20 protein-coding genes are annotated in these 21,009 nt (G+C 56.6%); 14 read left to right on the top strand and 6 right to left on the bottom strand.

What is annotated here, in order from left to right; all coding sequences use genetic code 11:
- Positions 1-13: 13 nt before the first annotated feature.
- From NR114_RS05015 to NR114_RS04995, 5 genes are all read left to right on the top strand, one after another.
- Entirely contained in the window at positions 14-1,174 is a 1,161-nt protein-coding gene (locus NR114_RS05015; protein WP_234529202.1) for a branched-chain amino acid ABC transporter substrate-binding protein, read from the top strand.
- 28 nt (positions 1,175-1,202) lie between these two features.
- Positions 1,203-1,694, top strand: coding sequence for an L-2-amino-thiazoline-4-carboxylic acid hydrolase (locus NR114_RS05010; RefSeq protein ID WP_234529201.1), 492 nt, complete (start codon positions 1,203-1,205; stop codon positions 1,692-1,694).
- Complete coding sequence (locus NR114_RS05005) at positions 1,691-2,917, top strand: Zn-dependent hydrolase (RefSeq protein ID WP_234529200.1); 1,227 nt, start codon at positions 1,691-1,693, stop codon at positions 2,915-2,917. Before NR114_RS05010 ends, NR114_RS05005 begins: the two co-directional genes overlap by 4 nt.
- Before the next feature lie 88 nt (positions 2,918-3,005).
- Positions 3,006-3,353, top strand: a complete 348-nt coding sequence (locus tag NR114_RS05000) for a helix-turn-helix transcriptional regulator (RefSeq protein WP_020827025.1) — start codon at positions 3,006-3,008, stop codon at positions 3,351-3,353.
- 3 nt (positions 3,354-3,356) lie between these two features.
- On the top strand, positions 3,357-3,890 hold the full coding sequence (locus NR114_RS04995; RefSeq protein ID WP_046373455.1) for an SRPBCC family protein: 534 nt from the start codon (positions 3,357-3,359) through the stop codon (positions 3,888-3,890).
- Here NR114_RS04995 and NR114_RS04990 read toward each other — a convergent pair whose 3' ends face one another.
- Complete coding sequence (locus NR114_RS04990) at positions 3,891-4,919, bottom strand: transporter (RefSeq protein ID WP_020827027.1); 1,029 nt, start codon at positions 4,917-4,919, stop codon at positions 3,891-3,893.
- 204 nt (positions 4,920-5,123) lie between these two features.
- On the opposite strand from NR114_RS04990, the gene NR114_RS04985 reads away from it, so the two are divergent.
- From NR114_RS04985 to NR114_RS04970, 4 genes are all read left to right on the top strand, one after another.
- Positions 5,124-6,734 carry an inorganic phosphate transporter gene (locus tag NR114_RS04985; protein WP_020827028.1) on the top strand — a complete coding sequence of 537 codons (1,611 nt, stop codon included), beginning with the start codon at positions 5,124-5,126 and terminating at the stop codon, positions 6,732-6,734.
- Between the two features lie 26 nt (positions 6,735-6,760).
- Complete coding sequence (gene ppk2, locus NR114_RS04980; RefSeq protein WP_020827029.1) at positions 6,761-7,675, top strand: polyphosphate kinase 2; 915 nt, start codon at positions 6,761-6,763, stop codon at positions 7,673-7,675.
- 163 nt (positions 7,676-7,838) lie between these two features.
- Positions 7,839-8,672 carry a D-alanyl-D-alanine endopeptidase gene (pbpG, locus tag NR114_RS04975; protein WP_234529199.1) on the top strand — a complete coding sequence of 278 codons (834 nt, stop codon included), beginning with the start codon at positions 7,839-7,841 and terminating at the stop codon, positions 8,670-8,672.
- Between the two features lie 156 nt (positions 8,673-8,828).
- Positions 8,829-9,812 carry an MsnO8 family LLM class oxidoreductase gene (locus NR114_RS04970; RefSeq protein WP_197820978.1) on the top strand — a complete coding sequence of 328 codons (984 nt, stop codon included), beginning with the start codon at positions 8,829-8,831 and terminating at the stop codon, positions 9,810-9,812.
- Between the two features lies 1 nt (position 9,813).
- On the opposite strand, the gene NR114_RS04965 is transcribed toward NR114_RS04970, so the two are convergent.
- Positions 9,814-11,118, bottom strand: coding sequence for an aminotransferase class I/II-fold pyridoxal phosphate-dependent enzyme (locus NR114_RS04965; protein ID WP_115058746.1), 1,305 nt, complete (start codon positions 11,116-11,118; stop codon positions 9,814-9,816).
- Positions 11,119-11,186: 68 nt separating this feature from the next.
- Here NR114_RS04965 and NR114_RS04960 point away from each other — a divergent pair, with 68 nt between their 5' ends.
- The 3 genes from NR114_RS04960 to pdxY are packed head-to-tail and all read left to right on the top strand — an operon-like array spanning position 11,187 to position 12,997.
- The gene (locus NR114_RS04960) at positions 11,187-11,444 is read left to right on the top strand and encodes a hypothetical protein (RefSeq protein ID WP_048758766.1); all 258 of its coding nucleotides are present in this window, start codon (positions 11,187-11,189) and stop codon (positions 11,442-11,444) included.
- A complete protein-coding gene (locus NR114_RS04955; RefSeq protein WP_048758765.1) occupies positions 11,441-12,154 on the top strand; it encodes a glutamine amidotransferase in 714 nt (237 codons plus the stop codon). Before NR114_RS04960 ends, NR114_RS04955 begins: the two co-directional genes overlap by 4 nt.
- A gap of 3 nt (positions 12,155-12,157) precedes the next feature.
- Complete coding sequence (pdxY, locus tag NR114_RS04950; protein WP_048758763.1) at positions 12,158-12,997, top strand: pyridoxal kinase; 840 nt, start codon at positions 12,158-12,160, stop codon at positions 12,995-12,997.
- A 41-nt stretch (positions 12,998-13,038) separates the two neighbouring features.
- On the opposite strand, the gene NR114_RS04945 is transcribed toward pdxY, so the two are convergent.
- From NR114_RS04945 to NR114_RS04930, 4 genes are all read right to left on the bottom strand, one after another.
- The gene (locus NR114_RS04945; protein WP_234529196.1) at positions 13,039-13,752 is read right to left on the bottom strand and encodes a flagellar brake protein; all 714 of its coding nucleotides are present in this window, start codon (positions 13,750-13,752) and stop codon (positions 13,039-13,041) included.
- A 73-nt stretch (positions 13,753-13,825) separates the two neighbouring features.
- Positions 13,826-14,608, bottom strand: coding sequence for an N-formylglutamate amidohydrolase (locus NR114_RS04940; RefSeq protein ID WP_020827037.1), 783 nt, complete (start codon positions 14,606-14,608; stop codon positions 13,826-13,828).
- Positions 14,609-14,707: 99 nt separating this feature from the next.
- The gene (gene olsF, locus NR114_RS04935) at positions 14,708-16,429 is read right to left on the bottom strand and encodes an ornithine lipid synthase OlsF (protein WP_129940657.1); all 1,722 of its coding nucleotides are present in this window, start codon (positions 16,427-16,429) and stop codon (positions 14,708-14,710) included.
- A 168-nt stretch (positions 16,430-16,597) separates the two neighbouring features.
- Positions 16,598-18,259 carry a DUF4091 domain-containing protein gene (locus NR114_RS04930; RefSeq protein ID WP_306217629.1) on the bottom strand — a complete coding sequence of 554 codons (1,662 nt, stop codon included), beginning with the start codon at positions 18,257-18,259 and terminating at the stop codon, positions 16,598-16,600.
- Between the two features lie 465 nt (positions 18,260-18,724).
- Between NR114_RS04930 and NR114_RS04925 the strand changes: the two genes are divergently transcribed.
- Together NR114_RS04925 and NR114_RS04920 are read left to right on the top strand one after the other, a co-directional pair.
- Positions 18,725-19,978: a sugar ABC transporter substrate-binding protein gene (locus tag NR114_RS04925; RefSeq protein ID WP_234529194.1), complete on the top strand. Its 1,254-nt coding sequence runs from the start codon at positions 18,725-18,727 to the stop codon at positions 19,976-19,978.
- 82 nt (positions 19,979-20,060) lie between these two features.
- Positions 20,061-20,999 (top strand): carbohydrate ABC transporter permease, encoded by a 939-nt coding sequence (locus tag NR114_RS04920; RefSeq protein ID WP_048758758.1) that lies wholly within the window; start codon positions 20,061-20,063, stop codon positions 20,997-20,999.
- Positions 21,000-21,009 lie beyond the last annotated feature (10 nt).

Raw genomic sequence — 21,009 nt, 5'->3', positions numbered from 1 at the left:
CCGGGAGTTTTACATGCACAACATAACTCGCTTCAAGCCGCTGGCGTTGGCCGCCGCTATTCTGGTCAGCCTGGGTGCCGCCTCGTCGGCGCTGGCCGATGAAACCATTCTGATCGGCCTGGCCGGTCCTTTAACCGGCCCTTCCGCCCGTATCGGCAAAGATTTGGAGAACGGCGCTCAGTTGGCGATCGCCGATGCCAATGCCCAGAAACCCACGCTGAACGGTAAAGCGGTCACCTTTAAATTGTTGTCCGAAGACGATCAATCCGATCCGCGCACCGCCGTCGCGGTGGCGCAACGTCTGGTCGACGAAGGCGTGGTCGGTGTGGTCGGCCATTGGAACACCGGCACCAGCATTCCTGCGGCGCGTATTTACCACGACGCCGGTATTGCCCTGGTTGCGCCGGTCGCCACCGGCCATGGCTATACTCAACAAGGGTTTGATACCAGCTTCCGCGTCATGGGCCATGACGACGATGGCGGCAATTACGCCGGGATCTATGCCGTCACACAGCTAAAAGCCAAGCGCATTGCGGTGATTGACGACCGCACCGCGTTCGGGCAAGGACTGGCGGATGAATTCATCAAGTCGTTGGCGGCTCAGGGTATCCAGCCGGTGGCGCGTGAATATGTCGACGACAAGACCGTCGACTTCAGCGCGGTGCTGACCACCGTGCGCAGCAAGAACGCCGATTTGATCTTCTTCGGCGGCGTCGACTCACAGGCAGCGCCGCTGGCGCGCCGTATCAAACAGTTGGGCATGAACACCCCGCTGATGGGGGCCGGCGGCTTCGTTAGCCAGACCTTCCTGACGCTGGCACAGAAAGAAGGTGAAGGCGTTGTGGCCCTGGAGCCTGGCTTACCGCTGGAGCATATGCCCGGCGGCAAAGCCTTTGAGCAGGCCTATCGCGACCGCTATAAAACCCATATCGAACTGCATGCGCCGTTCGCCTACGACGCCACTCGGGTACTGATTGCCGCCATCGAGCAGGCAGGATCCGCCGATCCGGCCGATTATCTGCCGAAGCTGCGAGCCATTCATTATCAAGGCGTCACCGGCACCATTGCATTCGATTCGCAGGGCAACCTGCAACAGCCGAGCTTCACCCTGTACCGGGTGGTTGACGGCAAATGGCAACCGCAGACCGTATTGGGCGGCGCAAAAAAACAATAAAAATCCGCAAGCAATGAGGAGCAAGGTGATGAGCGATGCAAAAAACGAGTTGGGTATTCTGGCACGGCGCCGCATAGAAGCGGAAATCATCAAACCGATCTACCAGATCCTGGTGCGCGAGATCGGCAAAGAGCGCGCACAGGCGGTGATTGGCGAGGCAATTGAAAATGCCGCCATTGAAGCCGGCAAAAACTTCGCCGCGCAGGAGCCGAATGGCGCGGATTTGCAAAGTTTCGCCGCCTTGCAGTACCTGTGGGAAAAAGACGATGCGCTGCAGGTGAAGGTGATCTACCAGGACGAGCAGCATTTTGACTATGACGTCACCCGCTGTCGCTATGCCGAGATGTACCATCAGATGGGGCTGGGTGAGATCGGCCATCTGCTGTCCTGCGCGCGCGACAGCCAGTTTATCGTCGGCTACGCGCCCGACGTCGAACTGCAGCGCACCCAGACCATCATGTCCGGCGCGCCCTGCTGCGATTTTCGCTATGCCGCCAAAGCGCAGGGAGAAAAAAAGTGACGCATCGAGTAAACGGAGAACGCCTGTGGCAAAGCCTGCTCGACATGGCGCAGTTCGGGGCTATCCCGAAAGACGGCGTGACCCGGTTGGCCCTGAGCGAAGAAGACCGCATGGCGCGCAACCAGCTGCGCGAGTGGGCCCTGGAGGCCGGCTGCAGCGTACGCATCGACCGCATGGGCAATATGTTCCTGCGCCGTGAAGGCACTCGCCCGGATCTGGCCCCGGTGGTCACCGGCTCCCACGTTGACTCCCAGCCCAACGGCGGCCGTTTCGACGGCATTTACGGCGTGCTGGCCGGGCTGGAGGTGATCCGCACCCTGAACGATCGACAAATCGCAACCGAACGTGCGGTGGAAGTCATTAACTGGACGAATGAAGAAGGCGCACGCTTTGCGCCGGCAATGATCTCTTCTGGGGTATTTGCCGGCGTGTTCGAGCTTGAATACGGCCTGTCGCGCCAGGATGCACAGGGCACCAGCATCGGCGAAGCCTTGCAGCAAATCGGCTACGCCGGTGAGCATCCGGTGGGCAACACGCCGATTCACGCCGCCTTTGAGCTGCACATTGAGCAAGGGCCGATCCTCGAAGCGGAAAACATTGAGATTGGCGTGGTGACCGCCGCACAGGGGCAGCGCTGGTATGAACTGGAGATCACCGGGTTCAGCGCCCATGCGGGTACGACGCCGATGGATAGACGGCGCGACGCCCTGCTCGGCTTCGCCGCCATGGTCAAGGCGGTCAATGATATCGGTAACGACTTTATGCCGGATGCCCGTGCCACGGTAGGTATGGCGCAAATCACACCCAACTCCCGCAACGTGGTGCCGAGCAAGGTGTTTTTCAGCGTCGAGTTCCGCCACCCGCAAGAGGCAGTATTGGCGCAGATGGAACAACGTTTGCTGGCTGCGGTGGCCGAAGTGGGCGTCGATGGGCTAAATGCCCATGCCGAGCGTATATTCCAATATCAGCCGATACGTTTTGATCCAGCTTGTATCGACAGCGTGCGGCAGGCCGCCAAGACCCTGGGCTATTCGCACCGGGATATGGTTTCCGGTGCCGGTCATGACGCCTGTTACCTGAACCGGGTAGCCCCTACGGCGATGATATTTATCCCCTGCGTGGACGGCATCAGCCACAACGAACTGGAAAACATCTCCCCGGCGTGGTCGACCGCCGGTGCCAACGTGTTGCTCAATGCCATATTGGCGCAAACTCACGCCTGATCCCCTGGCTCCGGCCTGTTTGTCGGAGCCAGAAAAAATATTCAACAAACTGGTTGAATATTAGCCTGCCTGTTCTATATTCAACCATATGGTTAAATTATCTTCCTCACAGCTGGACGCCATTTTCCATGCGCTCTCCGATCCGACACGCCGCGCAATATTGCGGTCGTTGGCCGGTGGCGAGCACAGCATTGGCGAACTGGCTGCGCCGTTGCAGATGTCGTTTGCCGGCGCTTCCAAGCATATCAAAGCACTGGAGCTTGCTGGGCTGGTGCAGCGTACCGTGCAGGGAAGAAACCATATCTGCCGGCTTGAACCCGAGCCTATGGCGCAGGCCATGCAATGGCTGCAAACCTACGAGCATTTCTGGACTGAGCGGCTGGACGCGCTGGAAATAGCGCTGCTGCAACCGGAACCGAATCCTCCCAAGGAGTGAACCATGAACGACTACGGCATGATTATTGAAACTGGCACGCTGCGTATTCAGCGGCTGCTGCCCGGCCCTATCGAACGGGTCTGGGCCTATCTGACGGAATCCGACAAACGCGCCACCTGGTTGGCCGCCGGCGAAATGAAGCTGGAAAACGGCGCCCAGGTAGAGCTGGTGTTTCGCAATTCCGATCTGACCGGCGAACACGAGCAAACGCCGGCCAAATATAAGCACCTAAGCTGCAGCGTCAGCAACGTCGGCCATATCACCTGCCTTTTCCCACCGCGGCTGCTGAGTTTTACCTGGGCTGAACAGGGGCAAAGCCGCCCTTCCGAGGTGACCTTCGAACTGACCGAACAGGGCAAAGCCGTGCTGCTGACGGTCACCCACCGTCGCCTGGCCAACCGTGATGAAATGCTCAGCGTGGCCGGGGGCTGGCATACCCACCTGGATATCCTGGTCGATCGTCTGCACAATCGTCAGCCGCAGCCGTTCTGGAGCACTCACACTCGCCTGGAAGAAGAGTACCGGGCCAGACTGTGATCAGCCTTCATCCCGGCGTCTGAAAGCCAGATAGCCGGTAACCAGCGTAAAGCCGCCGACCAGCAACACCAGCAAAACAAAGCCGTGGTGGTTGCTGGCCAGCGGGATCCCCCCCACGTTCATGCCAAAGAAACCGGCGACGATATTGATTGGCAGTGCCAACACGGTGATCACCGTCAGGGTGTAAAGCGTGCGGTTGTTCTGTTCCATCTGCTTGGCGCCTATCTCTTCCTGTAACAAGCGAATGCGTTCGGTCAAGCTGGCGAGATCGTTTAGCACCACCGTGAACTCTTCGGTAAATTGCCGCAGATCCTGTACCACGTCCCGGCTCAGCCAGGTCGGTGGCCGGTTCAGCAAACGAAACAGCGCCGCGGGCTCCGGCGCCAGCAGACGCTGAAAACGCAGCAGCATACGGCGCATTCTGCCCAGTTCGGTGCGGTTGCGTTTCACATGGTTGCTCAGCAGGCGATCTTCAATGGTATCGACGTACTGGTTGGCCTGCCGCACCACCTGCTCCAGCACCTCTTCCTGCTCTTCCAGCAAATGCGCCAGCAATTCGGTAGAAGACGCCAACTGCAGCGGCCCCAGTCGCCCCAGCAGCCGCTCAATCAAACGCAGCGGTTTGTGCCGCACCGTGACCACCAGGCCGCTACGGCAATACAGCCATAGCGTCGCAATCTCCGGGTTGTTCTCTTTCGGGTGGAAGATTACGTCGTTGAGCACCGCGAACAGATCTTCTCCCTGACGCTCTATGCGCGTGGTATGAGAACCGTGGCGGATCTCGTCAAAGAAAAACTCAGAAATCTCGAAGTGGTTTTTTAGCCATTTTTCCGCCGCGGCATGATTCAGGTTGAGATGCAGCCAGATAAATCCCTCCCCCGGCGACAGCGTCTGATAGGCCTGGCAGGCCTGCTGAGAAGAGACCCGCTGCGGTGGCTCTGACGTACGAAAAACGTGGCCGTAAATCAGCCCGGTGACCTCATCGTCAAAATCAAGTTTGTGTAATTTTTCCGCAACCGTTTGAGCCATAAACCTTTGTCCCGAATAACCGCACGCATGAATTAATCAATCTCAGTCTTTATATCAACCTTTAAATGCCAACGTTAATTATTTTCACTGTTCCCGATGATTAATATTAGCGTCATAAAAAAGTCACATTATTTCCCAATACTTTGATGGCAACACCGTACAGCACCGTCAGAAATCTAATGAAGCCTATCGGGAAGGTCCTTTATGAGCGATAACAGCGCCGTTCAAGCGGGTGCGCCATCTGCGTCAAGCCTGCCAAAAATCTACCAAAAGAACAGTCGACTCACTGTTCTTTTTTTTATTTTATTATTAGTGCTGGGGATAGCTTTTGCTGGCGTAAATCTATTTAACGACGTCAGCGATGCCGGCGCGGTTTATACCAGTTACGTTCCGTTTCTTTTATTGGGAATGGCGTTATTGATCGCGCTCGGCTTTGAATTCGTTAATGGTTTCCACGATACCGCCAATGCGGTAGCCACCGTGATTTATACCCATTCCTTGTCGCCGATGGTGGCCGTGGTTTGGTCGGGGTTCTTTAATTTTCTCGGCGTTTTGCTCTCCAGCGGCGTGGTGGCCTTCGGCATCATTTCGCTGCTGCCGGTTGAACTGATCTTGCAGGCCGGTACCGGCAACGGGTTCGCCATGGTCTACGCCCTGCTGTTCTCGGCGATTATCTGGAACCTCGGCACCTGGTGGCTGGGGCTGCCTGCGTCATCATCGCATACCTTGATAGGCTCGATCATCGGCGTAGGGGTGGCTAATGCCCTGATCCACGGCCGCACCGGCACCAGCGGCGTCGACTGGGGGCAAGCCATTAAAGTGGGGTATGCCCTGCTGCTTTCACCGGTGATCGGCTTCGTATTTGCAGCCTTGCTGCTGCTGGCGCTGAAGGTCTTTGTTAAAAACCGTCAGTTGTATACCGCCCCCAAAAATGACTCGCCGCCGCCGTTGTGGATCCGCAGCCTGCTGATCCTCACCTGTACCGGCGTTTCCTTTGCTCACGGCTCCAATGACGGGCAAAAAGGCATGGGCCTGATCATGCTGATCCTGGTCGGTACCATGCCGATTGCCTATGCGCTGAACCGTTCGATGCCGCCGGAGCAAATCCCCCGCGTAGCGGCATTGGCGGAAGTGACAAAAAACCAACTGCTGCAACAGTTCCCAGCAGTCAGTCAGGTTCCTGCGCGTGAAGTCCTTACCGGCTATGTTCGCACCAGCGAGTTGACGCCGGAGGTAGTGCCTGCCCTGGCCCAACTGACCGGCGCCATCGGCGATCAAATTCGCCAGTACGGCTCGGTCGACAAAATCCCTGCGCAGGCGGTATCCAATACCCGAAATGATATGTACCTGACGTCGGAGGTCATTAAGCACCTGAAGACGGAAAAACAACTTCAGATCCCCGCTGACTCGCAACGCAATCTGGACGCGCTGAAAGGCGAATTGGACAGCGCCACCCGCTTTATTCCGTTCTGGGTCAAGGTGGTGGTGGCGATAGCGCTTGGGCTGGGCACCATGGTCGGCTGGCGGCGCATCGTGGTCACCGTGGGAGAGAAGATCGGGAAAAGCCACCTTACCTATGCGCAGGGCGCCAGCGCCGAGCTGGTGGCGATGACCACTATCGGGGCGGCGGATGCTTTCGGCCTGCCGGTTTCCACCACCCACGTTCTTTCATCCGGCATTGCCGGGACCATGGCGGCCAACCGCTCCGGCCTGCAAATGTCCACCCTACGCAATCTGCTGATGGCCTGGGTGTTGACGCTGCCAGCCTCGGTGCTGCTTTCCGCCGGGCTCTACTGGATCTTCACCCATTTTTAAAACCGGGCTAACACGGAGAATCAACTATGGCTATGCATGAATTTAATCACGACGACACCTTCAACCAGCGCCTGCTGCAGGAATTCTACGACAGCTATGACGAAGAGCTGGAAATGGAACTGGACGACCTGCGCTTTGACGACACCGAGGTGGACAGCGACCAGAAAAAAGCCTGGCGCAAACAGTATTTTCGCGAATTGCTGCGGCTGCAGGGTGAATTGGTCAAACTGCAGGACTGGGTGATGCGTACCGGTCACCGTCTGGTGATCATCTTTGAAGGCCGCGATGCCGCCGGCAAGGGCGGTGTGATCAAACGCATCACCCAGCGTCTGAACCCGCGTACCTGCCGTGTGGCCGCGCTGCCCGCCCCCAACGATCGCGAACGTACCCAGTGGTACTTCCAGCGCTATATCGCCCACCTGCCGGCCGCCGGCGAAATGGTGTTGTTCGATCGCAGCTGGTACAACCGTGCCGGAGTGGAAAAAGTGATGGGCTTTTGCAACGACGAGGAATACGAAGAGTTTTTCCGCAGCGTACCGGAGTTCGAAAAGATGCTGACGCGCAGTGGCATTCAAATCGTCAAGTATTGGTTCTCGATCACCGACGATGAGCAGGAACTGCGTTTCCTCAGTCGCATTCACGATCCGCTCAAGCAGTGGAAGCTCAGCCCAATGGATTTGGAGAGCCGCCGCCGCTGGGAGGATTACACCGAGGCCAAAGAAGTCATGTTAGCACGCACTAACATTCCTGAGGCGCCATGGTGGGTGGTTCAGGGTGTCGACAAGAAAAAGGCCCGGCTTAACTGTATCAGCCATCTGCTTAAGCAAGTGCCCTACGAAGAAGCCGAAGGCAACGTGATCACCTTGCCGCCACGCAAACGCAGCCCGGACTACAGTCGCAGCCCGGTGCCGGATAATATGGTCGTGCCAGAAGTGTATTGATGCCTTGCCAGGGAGGCGCATAGCCGCCTCCCTGCCTTCCCCTCACGCCAGAACGTTACCGCCGGGTTTTCAGATCCGGAAGGGTCACCTTATTTTCTCCACATTTGCTGTGCAGACTCTTGCTGATATTTTTTCATCAGTCAGGAACGTAGTCACGGTTGCCATGCATTTATTGAATTCCCTTTTTCGCTTTTCCACCTCAGGCTTCGGCGTCATTTTGATTCTCACGCTGCTGTTGGTTCAGCCCTCTGCGCAGGCTGCTGCGCCGCTGGCGCTTCACTCTGCTTCGGTATTGGTGGTCAATCAGCGTACCGGTAAAACGCTGTATCAGAAACAAGCCAGCCGCGTGTTGCCGATAGCTTCGCTGAGCAAATTGATGACCGCCATGGTGGTATTGGACAGCAAACGCCCGCTGGGCAACCCGATAAAAGTCACTCCTGCCGACCGCGATCTGCTCAAGAAGACCCATTCGCGCCTGACCCTGGGCTCCATTCTCAGCCGGCGCGATATGCTGCACATCGCCCTGATGTCATCGGAAAATCGTGCGGCGGCCGCGTTGAGCCGCGGCTATCCCGGGGGACGAAAAGCCTTTGTGGCGAAAATGAATCAGAAAGCACGCAGCCTCGGCATGAAACACGCCCGCTTTTACGATCCGACCGGCCTGACGCCGCGCAACGTTGCCAGCGCCAGGGATCTGCTGAAAATGGTGAATCATGCCTACCGTTATCAGACCATTCGCCGTTTCAGCACCGACAAACAGCAAATCGTCCGTCCTGGTCGGGGACAGCTGGTTTATCGCAGTTCCAATGGGCTGATCAACAATCCGGCCTGGAAAATTCAGCTGCAAAAGACCGGTTTCACCAACGAAGCCGGCCACTGTCTGGTGATGCGAACCCTGATCAAGGGGCAGCCGGTGGTGATCATCCTCCTCGGCTCAAAGCAGCGCTACGGCCACTACAGCGACGCTATTCGCCTGAAGGTCTGGCTGGAGTCCTGATGTGAATCGGGCGCGTCAACCACGCGCCCCTTTACCACCTCGCGCATATCTAAATCCGTTTTTTATCAATGGAATATCCTATCTCCAATCAATATTACGCCGCTGGTGTTCTGCATGGTATTTGTCATCAATCATCGATGATAAAGGAACAGGAAAATGGCTTATGCCCTGAGCGTGTTGGAAAAAAGTCCGATTGCCGAAGGAGAAAGCGCCGCCGAGGCGCTCAAACGCACGCTGCATCTGGTACAGCAGGCGGAAGTTTGGGGGTACCGCCGTTTTTGGCTGGCGGAGCATCACAATACCCCGCAGCTGGCTTGCCCTTCCCCTGAAGTGCTGATTGCGTATTTGCTCGGACAAACCTCACGGATCCGTATCGGCTCCGGCGGCGTCATGCTGCAGCATTACAGCGCTTATAAGGTGGCGGAAAACTTCAATCTGCTGGCCACGCTGGCACCGGGCCGGGTTGATTTGGGCGTGGGAAAAGCGCCTGGCGGGCTACCGCTCTCGACTCAGGCGCTGCAGGCCGCGCACGATCAGCAGAATAAGCCTGACTTCCCTAAACAGCTCGCGCAGCTAAATGCCTATCTGAACGATGATGCACAGCCCGGCCTGAGCGCAACGCCACAGCCGGTTCAGCCGGCGCAACGCTTTCTGCTGGGCGCCAGCAATGAAAGCGCCCAACTGGCCGCCGAACACGGCTGGGCCTTTGTGTTTGCCGCTCATCTCAATGGCAACCCGGAGGATATCCGGCGGGCGCTGGCTCATTACAGTGAGCAAAGCGGTGGCCGAAAAGCCCTGTTGGCGGTGGCAGCGATCGTCGCCGACAGCGAAAGCCAGGCCAAGGATCTGGCAGCCGGGATCCAGCAGTATCGTGTCCACGTGACCGGCGGGCAAAGCGTGACCGTCGGCAGTCTTGAGCAGGCGGAAAGCTTTGTGCAACAGGCCGGCGCTACCGATTACCGTATCGAACCGCGCGAAAGCCACATACTGCTGGGGACCGCCCAGCAGGTGCGTCAACAGCTGGATCAGTTACACCAACAGTACGGCGTAGAGGAGTTTGTGATTGATACCCCGATCAGCCAGCCTGCCGCCCGCCTCGCCTCTCTGCAATTGCTGGCGCTAGCGGGTGATGCTGTTTGATTCAGTTAACCACGGTGCCGGTGCCGATGGCGACGGCCAGATCCTGAGCCAACGTTTCCAGCTGCGCCGGCTCAAGGTTAGCCAGGCTGATGCGGATCGCCGGGCCGCTTTTCAGGCGGAAGGGCTCGCCGCTCTGCACCAGCCAGCCACGCTGCGCCATCATTTGGCTGGCGGCGGCTTCTGAACGCACCGGCAACCAGATATGCACTCCCTCTCCCGGCGATACCGGCACGCCGGTCAATGTGCGCAGCCGCTCGGACAAATCGTCACGCCGCTGCTGATAAGTTTGCTGCGCCCGTGCAAACAGCCCCTCTTGCTGGGCCTGCGTCCACAGTTTAACGGCAATCTGCTGCAGGATATGGCTGACCCAGCGCTCGCGAATGTATTGATCCGCCCGCATGGTCTGCAGCAGCTGCGGCTTGCCGCAGGCCAGCGCAATACGCAGATCTGGGCTGAGGAACTTGCTCAGCGATAACACATACAGGCCATTGTCTGCGGTAAAGGGCAAATGCAGCGGCCGCTGCGACAGCGGTCCCCAGAAGTCATCGACGATCGCCAGACAGCCCGGGTTTTGCGACAGGAATTCCCGCCAACTCGCGGCCCGGCCCGCGCTTAATGACATGCCGGTCGGGTTCTGTGCCCGAGGCGTCAGGATCACCGCGGCTCCCAGAGGTGCGGCCTCTTTTTCCGGCAAGCGGCACCCTTGTTCATCAACCGGTAACGGCAAAGGCTTCAGCCGCAGATGCCGCAACAGCGTCAGTAACGGTGGCCAGCAGGGATCTTCCACCCACACCGCGGCTCCCGGCGCCGCGTGGATACGCAACGCCTTTTCGATAGCGTCCAGCGCGCCGGAAAACACCGCCGGTTCCCCCAACTCTGCGCCCTGCTGGCCCAGCCAGTCGCCGGCAAGCCGACATAACGCCGGTAAATCCCCGCTGACGTCATATCCGGTTTGCTGCGGGAAAACGTCTTCGGCGCCCAGCGACAGAGCCGGCAGCAGCGTGGCATCCAGATTACCACTCGCCAAATCCCCCATCCCCTCAGGCACTTGCCGAACATTGCGCACCGTCATTAAAGGTTGCTCAAGTACCTGAGTACCGGCACGCCCGCGGGTAGCCACCAAACCGGCATCACGCAGCTTGGCATAGGCGCTGGCGACGGTATTGGGGTTGACCCCCAACTCGCCGGCCAATTGACGCACCGGCGGCAGCAGGTCACCCGGCTGCAGATCACCCTGCTTTATCTGCGTGCTGATCTGTTCAGCAATCTGGACAGCGCTGCCGCCTTTTGCATACAATGATCCCATACATAAAACCTTTTTGTATTAGTTCAAAATAGATTACCTGTTTCGAACGGAAAAGTTAAGGGGTAAAGATGGAAAAACATTACGTACTGGATATTAAACAGGGCGGGAAAGCCTTCGGTCGCTTGCAGATGTTCACGCCATGGGCTGCCGATCAGCTTCAGCAGGCTCAGGCGCTGTTCCCTGCCGATCAGGGCTACCAGTTGAGTATCAGCCAGGTCAAAGAGCGCCGGATAATTTACCAAAGCGGCATTGGCGGCATCACCATCCTGGGCGATACGCTGGAACTGGAACCTTACCCTCATAGCCAAGAGGTGCCACAACAATGAAAAAAGTTGTCGCAATCCGACATGTGAATTTTGAAAACCTCGGCATTCTGGGCTCACTGCTGTCATTACGTGGCTATCAGATTGATTATTTCGACGCGGGCCGTGACGACATCCGCACCATCGTTAACGAGGATACCGACCTGCTGGTGGTGCTAGGTGGGCCAATCAGCGCCGCTCAACACTTCGCCGGCCAGCAACACTATGCGTTTCTCAACGATGAGTTAGCACTGGTTACCCAGCGTCTCCAGCAAAAACGGCCTACGATCGGTGTTTGTCTCGGCGCGCAGGTGATTGCCCAGGCGCTGGGTGCCGAGGTCGTTTCGCTTGGCGTGAAAGAGATCGGTTACGCTCCCTTAACCTTGACGGATAATGAAGACTCGGTGCTGGCGCCACTGGCGTCCACACCGGTGCTTCACTGGCACGGCGATATGTTTATGATCCCCGAAGGCTCGTCCCGCCTGGCGGGCACCGATATCTGCCCTAATCAGGCATTTGAGTATCAGGATTTCGCCCTTGGGCTACAGTTCCATCTGGAAGCCGATCACCGCGATCTGGAACGGTGGCTGGTGGGACATGCCTGTGAACTGGAGCTGGCCGGCATCGTGCCGCAGCTTTTGCGCCAACAGGCTGCGCGTTACGGCACAGAATTGGAGCAACGCGCCCGCCAGGTATTTACGCGCTGGTTGGATAAAATCGAACCAAGGAAGTGATAGATGCAACAAATTTCTCAATTACAGCCGCCGCAGATTGATGTCATCAGTATTCAATCTCAGGTGGTGTATGGCAGCGTCGGCAACGGGATAGCCTACCGCACGCTGTTGAAAAAGGGGCTGGAAGTGCTGCAGGTACCCAGCGTGCTGTTCGGTTGCCCCCCTTATTACGGTGCGCCCAGCGGCGGCGTGATCTCCGCCGAGTGGTTCGGCGGTTTTCTGGCGGATTTGCTGGCCCGCGGCGTGATGAATCGCACCCGGGCGGTGATTGTCGGTTATCTGGGCAATGTCGACCAATGCCATATTCTGGATACCTGGTTACAGCGCGTGCGCGCGATCAATCCGCAGATAAAGATTTATATCGATCCGGTGATGGGCGATTACGGCGAAGGGGTTTATGTCGATAAGCGCATTGTCGATTGCTACCGCTCCCCCTTCCTGCAATTGGCCAATGGCCTGACCCCTAACGGCTTCGAACTGGAGCAGCTTTGCGGTCACCCTCTGACCACTCAGGAACAGACGCGGCAGGCCGCACAGGCGTTGCTCAATGACACCACCGAGTGGGTGTTGGTGACCAGCGCTCCGGGCGTGGCGGAAAACGACGATCAACTGGGGTTACTGCTGGTCAAGTACGACGAAGTGCAAAGCTATACCCACCCCAGAATTCAATCAAAGGTCAAAGGCACCGGGGATATGTTCGCCGCGTTGCTGGTCAGCCATCTGCTGCACGGCAAAAGTCTCGATGAGGCGATCGTGACCGCCGGGGGGGAAGTTTGTGATGTTCTGGCGGAAGCGGAGCATTTCGGCCTGGAGGAAATTGGCAGTCTGCGCGCCTTGAAATAGGCCGTGAGTGACGGGGCAGCCAGCTGCCCCTCGCGTCTTGGTTAGCGTTTTTTCTTTTTATTGAAGTCCAATTCAAACGCAAACACCGCACTCTGAATTTTTCTTTCCATGGCCAAACCCAGTTTCATAAAGCGGCACGACAGGCGTGAAAAATGCACCATGTTGTCGTCGTCATCCAGCTCATGATCGTCGTTGATCACCACCAGCTCCATATTGACCTTGAAACTGCCGTAGCTGCCAAGATCCAACAACGCTTTTTTGAACTGGAAGCCGGGCTGTAGGTTTGGCGGTAACGGACCGTCAACGCGCAGCCCTACACCACCGGCGGACAGATCGTGGATCCTCAGCTGATATTCACTGCCATCGGCGTATTCACCACTGCACAAAAACTGGCGCCAGTGAGGGGTAGTCACACGGAACTGACGGCGGCGCTGGATGTAAACCAGCTGCTTCGGCAATTGGGTTGAACAGACATTGACGCCCTGCTGCTCGATGAATTCGGCCCGACCTACGGAGAACTCGATCTTCGCATCAGGGCTTTCAATCACGATGGTGTATTCGCCATCAACCGTCGCATCCACCTCATCGCCGCTAAACACGATGTTGTCCGGCCCGACGCTCAATAACAAACTCTGAAACTGCTGCTTCTCATTTACGACCCGTAGCGGCGTACGTTGTTTACAAATCTCACGCAGAATCGCCAGTACTTCAAAGCGCTCCTGCTTGATAAACAATCCGTTATCATTCTGCTCCACTTGACGCTCCTGGCACTTCCCAATGACGTTGACACTTTCCTTACAGTTATCATCACTGGGAATATTCCTAAAGTCAAATTTGCCAGCGATGCCAGGCTTGCGGTAACAGTCTGGCGAAGCGTTCTGCCCAGGCCTGTTGACCTTGTTGATCGGCAAGCAGATCCTGGCGGATCTCGATACCGACATAGGGCAATTGCCGGCGCTCAGCATGCACCGGCAGGGTGTAGTCCGTCGCGTCGGTCATGGCATAGGGCTCGTTGATGCCCACCTGCAAATCCCCTTCTTCACGCAGCAGCTCAGCCAGCAACAACGCGAACTCCGGCTGACGGTTGAACAACAGTCCGACCTGCCACGGGCGCGCGTTGCCTTTAAACACCGGCGTAAAGCTGTGCATGGCAACGATCGCCGTCGGCAAGCCGCTACGCTGGCGCGCATCCAGGCTGTCGGTTATCGCCTGATGGTAAGGCAGAAAAATCTCATGCTCGCGCGCCAGCGCCTGTTCGGCCGCAATGCCCACGTTGCCGGGGATCGGCGTCAACTCGGACAGTTCTGGTATGGAACTGGGGATGCCGGGTGTCCGATTACAGTCGATAACCAAACGTGAATAGCGCTGATGAATCAGCGGAGCGTCCAGCTGGCGACTAAGGTGACGTGAAACGTTCAGTGCGCCGATGTCCCAGCCAATATGACGGTCTATTTCGCCGGGCGGCAGCCCAAGATCGCCCAATTGCTGCGGTATCGCCTGCCCGGCGTGATCGCAAAGCAATAAGAAGGGCGCGAGGCCTTTTGGCGTTTCAATCGCGACGGCGGCGGGATCTTCGGCGGACAACAAAAACGGGGCGAACGGCTGTGGCATGAAAAACTCCGGCGGAGGAACAAAGCCTTATCTTAGGCTATTTCCCCCCGCCGGCGCCAAGCTTCGGATTAGATCAAAAACGCATGAGCGCCACGCCAATTACTCTATGCACGCCTCGTGCGGCTGATGCACTGCGATGTAACGTTGGAAACGCGCAGGTTTAAGCCGAGTGAGATCGACCAGCACCAGCCCATCAATACAGTTATTAAAGGCCGGATCGGTGCCAAAATCGATGAACTGCACCCCGCCCGGTTCACACAGCTCGGTATATTGTTTATACAGCGTGGGGATCGAACAGCCGATATTGCTCAACAGGCTTTTCAGTCGCACCAGATCTTCCTGATAGTTATCGCCGGCAAACTGCGCCAGCACCTGAGGTAACGAGGCGGGATACGGCTGCCGCGACTGCGCCAGCGCGCTGTCCGGCGAGAAATACAGCCGGTAGAAGGCGATCAGTAGATCACGCGCCGTTACCGGCATCCCACCCGAAATGGACACCGGGCCAAAAAGATAGCGGTACTGCGGGTACTTCGCCAGGTAGGCGCCAATGCCCAACCACAGATAATCCAGCCCGCGTTTGCCCCAGTAGGCCGGCTGAATGAAACTGCGGCCCAGCTCAATGCCCTGCGCCAGAATAGGTGCCATATCGCGGTCATAATGGAACAGGCTGTTGCTGTAAATGCCTTCCAGGCCCTTGCGTTCCAACTGCTCGGCGGTTGGGATAAAGCGGTAAGCGCCGACAATCTCCAACTCGTCTGCGTCCCACAGCACCAGGTGGTAATAGTCGTCGTCGTAGCTGTCCAGATCGCGGCGGCGACCGGAGCCTTCCCCCACCGCGCGGAAAGCGATTTCGCGCAGGCGTCCTAGTTCACGCAGGATAGGCGTTCGCGCTTCGTCCTGACGGCGATACAGGAAGATGATTTTGCCGTCCGGGGTAACCCCCAGCCGCTCACAGTTTGCCAACGCTTTCTTCAGTTCCAGTCGGTCTTCCGGCAAGGCGATCGGAGATTCGCTGGCAAACAATCCTTCTTTACCCTGCCCCAGGCGATAAACGTGACGGCGGAAACGCTCCGCCAGATCTTTCGCGCTGGTATGGCCGTCGTGCCAGTTGGCAAAGGGAATACGGCCACCCACGCGGATTTTAATACGCCCGCCCTGCTGCTGGAACATTTCGCGCACCAGTAATAGCGTGGACAGAGGTCGATAAACCAGGGAGGTGAAGTAGAATAAATTGCTGTTACGGGCGCTGATGTGGATCGGCACAATCGGTGCGCGCGCCTTGGCCGCCAGACGCAAGAAACCAGTATGCCAATGCCCGTCGCGAATGCCTTTCGGGCTCATGCGCGACACTTCGCCTGCGGGGAACAGGATCAGCGCACCCTGCTTGTCCAATTGCGCCTGCATACCTTCAATTTGCTTGCGGCTGGTCTTATAGGCGACGTTGTCCACCGGTACAAACAGGCTGCGCAGCGGTTCGATGTAGGTCAGCAGTTGGCTGGCCACCACTTTGACATCCGGCCGCACCGCCGCGACCGCACGCAGCAACACCAGTCCGTCAAGTGACCCTATCGGGTGATTAGCCACCAGCACCACCGGTCCCTGGCTCGGGATGTTTTCCAGATCGCCATCCACCAGTTCACAACTGAGGTTGAAGTAGTCCACCACCTGCTCGATCAGATCCAGGCCTTTCAGATGGGGATAATCGGCGGCAAACTGTTTGAATTCTTTTTCGAAGAGTAAAGTTCTCAGCAGGCTACGCTGCCAGGCAGGGGTATTGCGGTGTGGAAATGCATCATGCAACAGAGAGTCCAAGCTAAACATCGCGTTATCTCCTGGCTTAGTCGCTGCAAAATTAAGCCAGCGCTATGACCCTAACATGTCAGTAACATGACAAAAAAATGAAATCCCTCGACCTATCAGGTATAGCAAATTATTGAAAACTTGGTGGCGACACTCTGCTTGTCGCCCCCTCGCCGCATTTTATGCCAATTAAATCAGCGCTTCGATCCGCTGATTCACCGCTTCACGCAGCCGCAGCAGCGGTGCTGCCTGATGCGGATAACGTTTAAAAGTGATACGCATCCCCAGTTCCTGTTCAATCAATGCCTCTACCGTGTTGCGATCCGTCAGGCTTTCCAACAGCTGCAGCGCACGCATGTCCTGCAAGCCCTGATGCAGCACCCGTAACCGCAGCGACTCCACCGGCGTCAGGTTTTCGCCGGGGTAAACCACAAAGGCGTCGCCGGAAGGAAACGCATTTCGGCAATCGGTCACCGCGTAGGGGTTAAGTTTTTCTCGCGAATGGCCGCTGTTATAGAAGTTGAACCCCCAGTGCAGAAAACCGCTGATGTTGTACAGGTAAAGCTGGATGCCCAGAATACGATTACGCGCCGAAGGTTGAGCAAAGAAACGGTTGGCCACCTCGGTCTTTTGCACGCAGCAGTAATAGGCCCACAGGCCCGGAACCTGATGCTCAAGGAAAGCGTCTATATGGTCGGTAGCGGCCACTGGCGTTTCCACCAGGCCTTGCCGGTAAAACGCGTAGTCTGACAGCGCGTCAAAAGTGCGAAATCCTGCCAGCAGCGGGCGCAAGGCGGCAACGGCACGCTGATAAACGGCGATGTTCTCCAGCGTCGGCTCATCCGAGATATGGAACCAGACCTGCTGTTGCAACTGGCGATCGCGGAACCAGGCGGTCAACGCCGGCAACAGCGCCTGCAAAAACTGTTGATACTCCTGCGCGTGGGCGTCAGTGTGCCAACCGAATAGCGGGCAAAGTGCGCCGTCGATCTCCACCAGAATTTTTGGCGCATGCGCCGCCCCCCACTGGGTGAACAACGGGGAAATCTCAAAATGTTCAATCCCCTCTTCCTGCGCCATATCCACCCACTGGGCCAGCCGCTGGAAATCAAACCGATAACCCTGCGCGGAACGCTGTACGCCAATCAACTGTACCGTGGTGCGCTCGCCGCCGACGGCGGTATCCAGCGGTGGCGTGAAGATCGGCGTCAGCAGCATGTTGACTCCACTGTTGACCGCACAGCGAACAAAGTTACGTACCGCCAGCCAGTATTCGGGACTGAACACCGGCACGCGGTAATAATCCGCCAGACAATCGGTATGCACCCATTCGGTGTGCAACAGGGTTTGCGGCGGCAGTTCAACCGGGACGATATGCAGCGTCAGGGCGGCGCTGGCCAAGGCTTCGCCGCTGATAACATCAAACAAGGTCAGGTTCAGCGGGTAATCCCCGCCTGGCACAGGCGTCGACGGCGGTGTATAGGTCAGCCAAAGGCAGCCGTAATAATTGTTGGCGACAAAGAAACGCTGCTCGGCCAGCGGCATCAACGGATCGGGAAATAACCCCGGCTCGGTACGCAGATAGTTCTCATCGGTCTGGGCATAACAGGGAAAGTGGCTGGGTACCGATTGCACCTGCCGCACGCTGATATACTCCGCCAAGGATCCCTCAAGACGGTAGCTTAATTCACGCCGAGTTTCGTTATCTGCCCGGTGAAGGCAATAAACCCCCTGCCAGGAAATCATTTCATTGCTCAGGCCACTCAACTTATTTATTTGATCAATCTGTGGTGCATTGTGGCTGTGAAATATCTTTTCCAGACTGTGAGTAAAAGTCAATGAAAGGCGCATAGCAATAATCTCGCTCTAATGGGGAAATACCGATGAGTCATTTTCAGGCTAAACCCTTTTATCGATTCAAACAATAGTGGTCATTCAAAAAACGGCGTTTACGTCGAGGCAAAGCCTGCCGATACAATTTTTTTGTTTATTTGCATCACAAAAATGAAAGATACCCAGACATGCACAATAAAAATGTTTTTAATCCCCATTATGGTGCAAGGGTTATCACTTATTCCTATGACCCCAGCGGCCAGTCATTGCCCTACGGCAGGGCCAAAACCGCCGCAAAAGGTTAACGAATTGTGAACAACTTACGCTTTCGGTTTACGCCCCAAACCTTTCAGTCTTAACAACATCGAAACATTAGTGCCCCATTTTTGGGCAGATCGGGGTGTATTGACACATTGAAAGTTAAGGGATAGAAAGAATTCACGTTACGAAAATATTTATTCGTCGTCCACCGAGGGGAAAGCAATGTCACCGATAAAAAATACCGGCCGTCTTCTGGCGCATTCTGCCATTGCGACGGCATTATTATTGCCGACCATGTTATATGCCGCCGATCAAATAACTTTGCGTTATGCCGTATGGGACAGAAATCAATTACCGGCCGAGCAGGAAATCGCCAAGCGATTTGAAAAAGAAAACCCAAACATTAAAATAGCCATAGAATTAACGCCGTCGGCACAATACTTCGTTAAATTGGATTCCGCCGCAGCTGGCGGCGTAGCACCAGATATATTCTGGATAAATATGCCTTATTTTGTTCAATATGCCAAAAACGGCATTATGCAACCTTTAACACCTTATATTAGCGGCAGCAGCGTCAAGCTAAATGACGTGGTCGCCAGTTCGGTAAAAGCCTATCAGTATGACGGCCAACAGATGGCCATCCCGCGCGACGTGGACTCTATTGCGGTGTGGTACAACAAAAAGCTGTTCGATCAGGCCAGTGTCAGCTACCCCACCAGCGACTGGAACTGGGACGACCTGAAAACCAAAGCCGCAGCCTTGAAAACCGGCTTGAAAGGCAGTGCCTTCCCGTTGGTAATGGACCTTAGCATCGACGGCCAGGACAGCTACATGAACCTGCTGTTCCAGAACGGCAACCACATCGTCCCGAAAGACGACCAGCCGACCGACATCGCCAACGACAAGTCCATCTGGGTATATCAGCAACTGCAGTCAATGATGAAAGACGGGCTGATGCCCAGCGCCCAGCAAATGAGCGAAGTCAAAACCGAGAACATCTTCCAGTCCAACCGCGCGGCCATGGTGTATGCCGGCTCGTGGTTAGCGGCCCCGTTCGCCAACAACCCGCTGATTAACGACCATATCGGCGTGGTAATGATGCCGAAAATCGAACGTCAATCCGGCGTGGCGCACAGCCTGGCGTTCGCCATGTCCGCCAACAGCGCCCATAAACAAGAAGCCTGGAAATACATCGAGTTTATGAGCACCGAAGCTTCGCAAACCGAGTTGGCGAAAGTGGTGATCCCGGCCAATAAAGTGGCGGCGAAAGCCTGGGCGGCGGAAATCAAGAAGGTCGATGTGACGCCTTATATTGACACCCTCAACGTGACCGAGGCCTACCCGACCGCCGGGACCAACACGCCAAAATGGCAGAACATGTGGATAGCCAGTCTGAAGAAAATCTTTATGGGCGCGGATGCCAAACCGGAGATGGATAAGTCGGTCAAGAAGATCGAACGCATCATGGAGCAGTAATCGCCCCGTGCCGGCTGCGCCTGCCCGAAGGCGCGGCCGGCAACGGAACACCGCAAAGCCGTTACTGGTGAGGAATGGCAACATGTCGCTGGCAGATACCTACGGTGCCCTAAAACAACAAAAAAGCACCCCACGTCCCGCGCTCAGCCGCCTGGAGCGCGCCGAGCGTTTTTGGGGTTGGGTGATGATTTTACCGCTGTTGATTGGGTTGACGGTGTTTTACTTCATCCCTTTTTTGCAGAACATCTTTTACAGCTTTACCGACCTCAATCAGTTTATGCGCTGGAGCACCCTCAGCGTCGATAACTACGTCAATCTGTTTGAAGACGACGATTTCTACACCGCCGCCGGCAACACCCTGTTCTATGTGGTGGTGTGTGTACCGGTCAGCCTGAGCCTGTCGCTACTGCTGGCCATTGGCCTCAACCAAAATATCCGAGGCAAGGCGCTGTTGCGCACCCTGCTGTTCCTGCCGGCGGTCACCATGCCCGCCGCGGTGGCGATGGTGTGGCAATGGCTGTTCAACAAGGACTTCGGCCTGATTAACCAGGCGATTGGCCAACTGGGTATTTCACCGGTGGCCTGGCTATCCGATCCGGACGTGGTGCGCATCAGCGTTTCCATCATCATTATCTGGTCGTCGCTGGCGCTGAAAATCATCATTTTACTGGCCGGTTTGCAGAGCATCCCACGCCAGCTGTATGAGGCCGCCGACATCGATGGCATCAGCACCCTGCGTCGCTTCTTCTGTATTACCCTGCCGATGATGGTCCCGACGCTGTTCTTCGTTTCGGTAATGAGTTTTATCGAGATCCTGCAAATCTTTGACGTGGTGTTTTTGATGTTTGACCGCGCGCTGGTGGAAAGCGACGTGATGACCGTCACCAACCTGTTCTACAAATACGCCTTTTACCTGCAGGAGAAAGGTTACGCCTCCGCCATCACCGTGGTGCTATTCGCCGTCACCCTGCTGATCACCCTGATTCAAATGATGATTGGCAAACGCCTGAAAGTGAGCTGAGGAGCCGCGA

Origin of the sequence: Serratia sp. Ser99 (assembly GCF_024519545.1) — a bacterium.
Taxonomy (GTDB): domain Bacteria; phylum Pseudomonadota; class Gammaproteobacteria; order Enterobacterales; family Enterobacteriaceae; genus Serratia; species Serratia liquefaciens.
The sequence above is the reverse complement of the archived record's forward strand: the minus strand, read 5'-3'. Positions and strand labels throughout refer to the sequence as shown.

What these genes read in the sequence shown, in the direction of transcription:
- NR114_RS04920 (WP_048758758.1), top strand. Translation starts at nt 20,061, where the DNA reads ATGTCGCTGGCAGATACCTACGGTGCCCTAAAACAACAAAAAAGCACC.
- NR114_RS05000 (WP_020827025.1), top strand. Translation starts at nt 3,006, where the DNA reads ATGGTTAAATTATCTTCCTCACAGCTGGACGCCATTTTCCATGCGCTC.
- olsF (WP_129940657.1), bottom strand. Translation starts at nt 16,429, where the DNA reads ATGTTTAGCTTGGACTCTCTGTTGCATGATGCATTTCCACACCGCAAT.
- NR114_RS04925 (WP_234529194.1), top strand. Translation starts at nt 18,725, where the DNA reads ATGTCACCGATAAAAAATACCGGCCGTCTTCTGGCGCATTCTGCCATT.
- ppk2 (WP_020827029.1), top strand. Translation starts at nt 6,761, where the DNA reads ATGGCTATGCATGAATTTAATCACGACGACACCTTCAACCAGCGCCTG.
- NR114_RS04990 (WP_020827027.1), bottom strand. Translation starts at nt 4,919, where the DNA reads ATGGCTCAAACGGTTGCGGAAAAATTACACAAACTTGATTTTGACGAT.
- NR114_RS04940 (WP_020827037.1), bottom strand. Translation starts at nt 14,608, where the DNA reads ATGCCACAGCCGTTCGCCCCGTTTTTGTTGTCCGCCGAAGATCCCGCC.
- NR114_RS04965 (WP_115058746.1), bottom strand. Translation starts at nt 11,118, where the DNA reads ATGGGATCATTGTATGCAAAAGGCGGCAGCGCTGTCCAGATTGCTGAA.
- NR114_RS04960 (WP_048758766.1), top strand. Translation starts at nt 11,187, where the DNA reads ATGGAAAAACATTACGTACTGGATATTAAACAGGGCGGGAAAGCCTTC.
- NR114_RS04985 (WP_020827028.1), top strand. Translation starts at nt 5,124, where the DNA reads ATGAGCGATAACAGCGCCGTTCAAGCGGGTGCGCCATCTGCGTCAAGC.
- NR114_RS05015 (WP_234529202.1), top strand. Translation starts at nt 14, where the DNA reads ATGCACAACATAACTCGCTTCAAGCCGCTGGCGTTGGCCGCCGCTATT.
- NR114_RS04930 (WP_306217629.1), bottom strand. Translation starts at nt 18,259, where the DNA reads ATGCGCCTTTCATTGACTTTTACTCACAGTCTGGAAAAGATATTTCAC.
- NR114_RS05010 (WP_234529201.1), top strand. Translation starts at nt 1,203, where the DNA reads ATGAGCGATGCAAAAAACGAGTTGGGTATTCTGGCACGGCGCCGCATA.
- NR114_RS04955 (WP_048758765.1), top strand. Translation starts at nt 11,441, where the DNA reads ATGAAAAAAGTTGTCGCAATCCGACATGTGAATTTTGAAAACCTCGGC.
- NR114_RS04970 (WP_197820978.1), top strand. Translation starts at nt 8,829, where the DNA reads ATGGCTTATGCCCTGAGCGTGTTGGAAAAAAGTCCGATTGCCGAAGGA.
- pbpG (WP_234529199.1), top strand. Translation starts at nt 7,839, where the DNA reads ATGCATTTATTGAATTCCCTTTTTCGCTTTTCCACCTCAGGCTTCGGC.
- NR114_RS04995 (WP_046373455.1), top strand. Translation starts at nt 3,357, where the DNA reads ATGAACGACTACGGCATGATTATTGAAACTGGCACGCTGCGTATTCAG.
- pdxY (WP_048758763.1), top strand. Translation starts at nt 12,158, where the DNA reads ATGCAACAAATTTCTCAATTACAGCCGCCGCAGATTGATGTCATCAGT.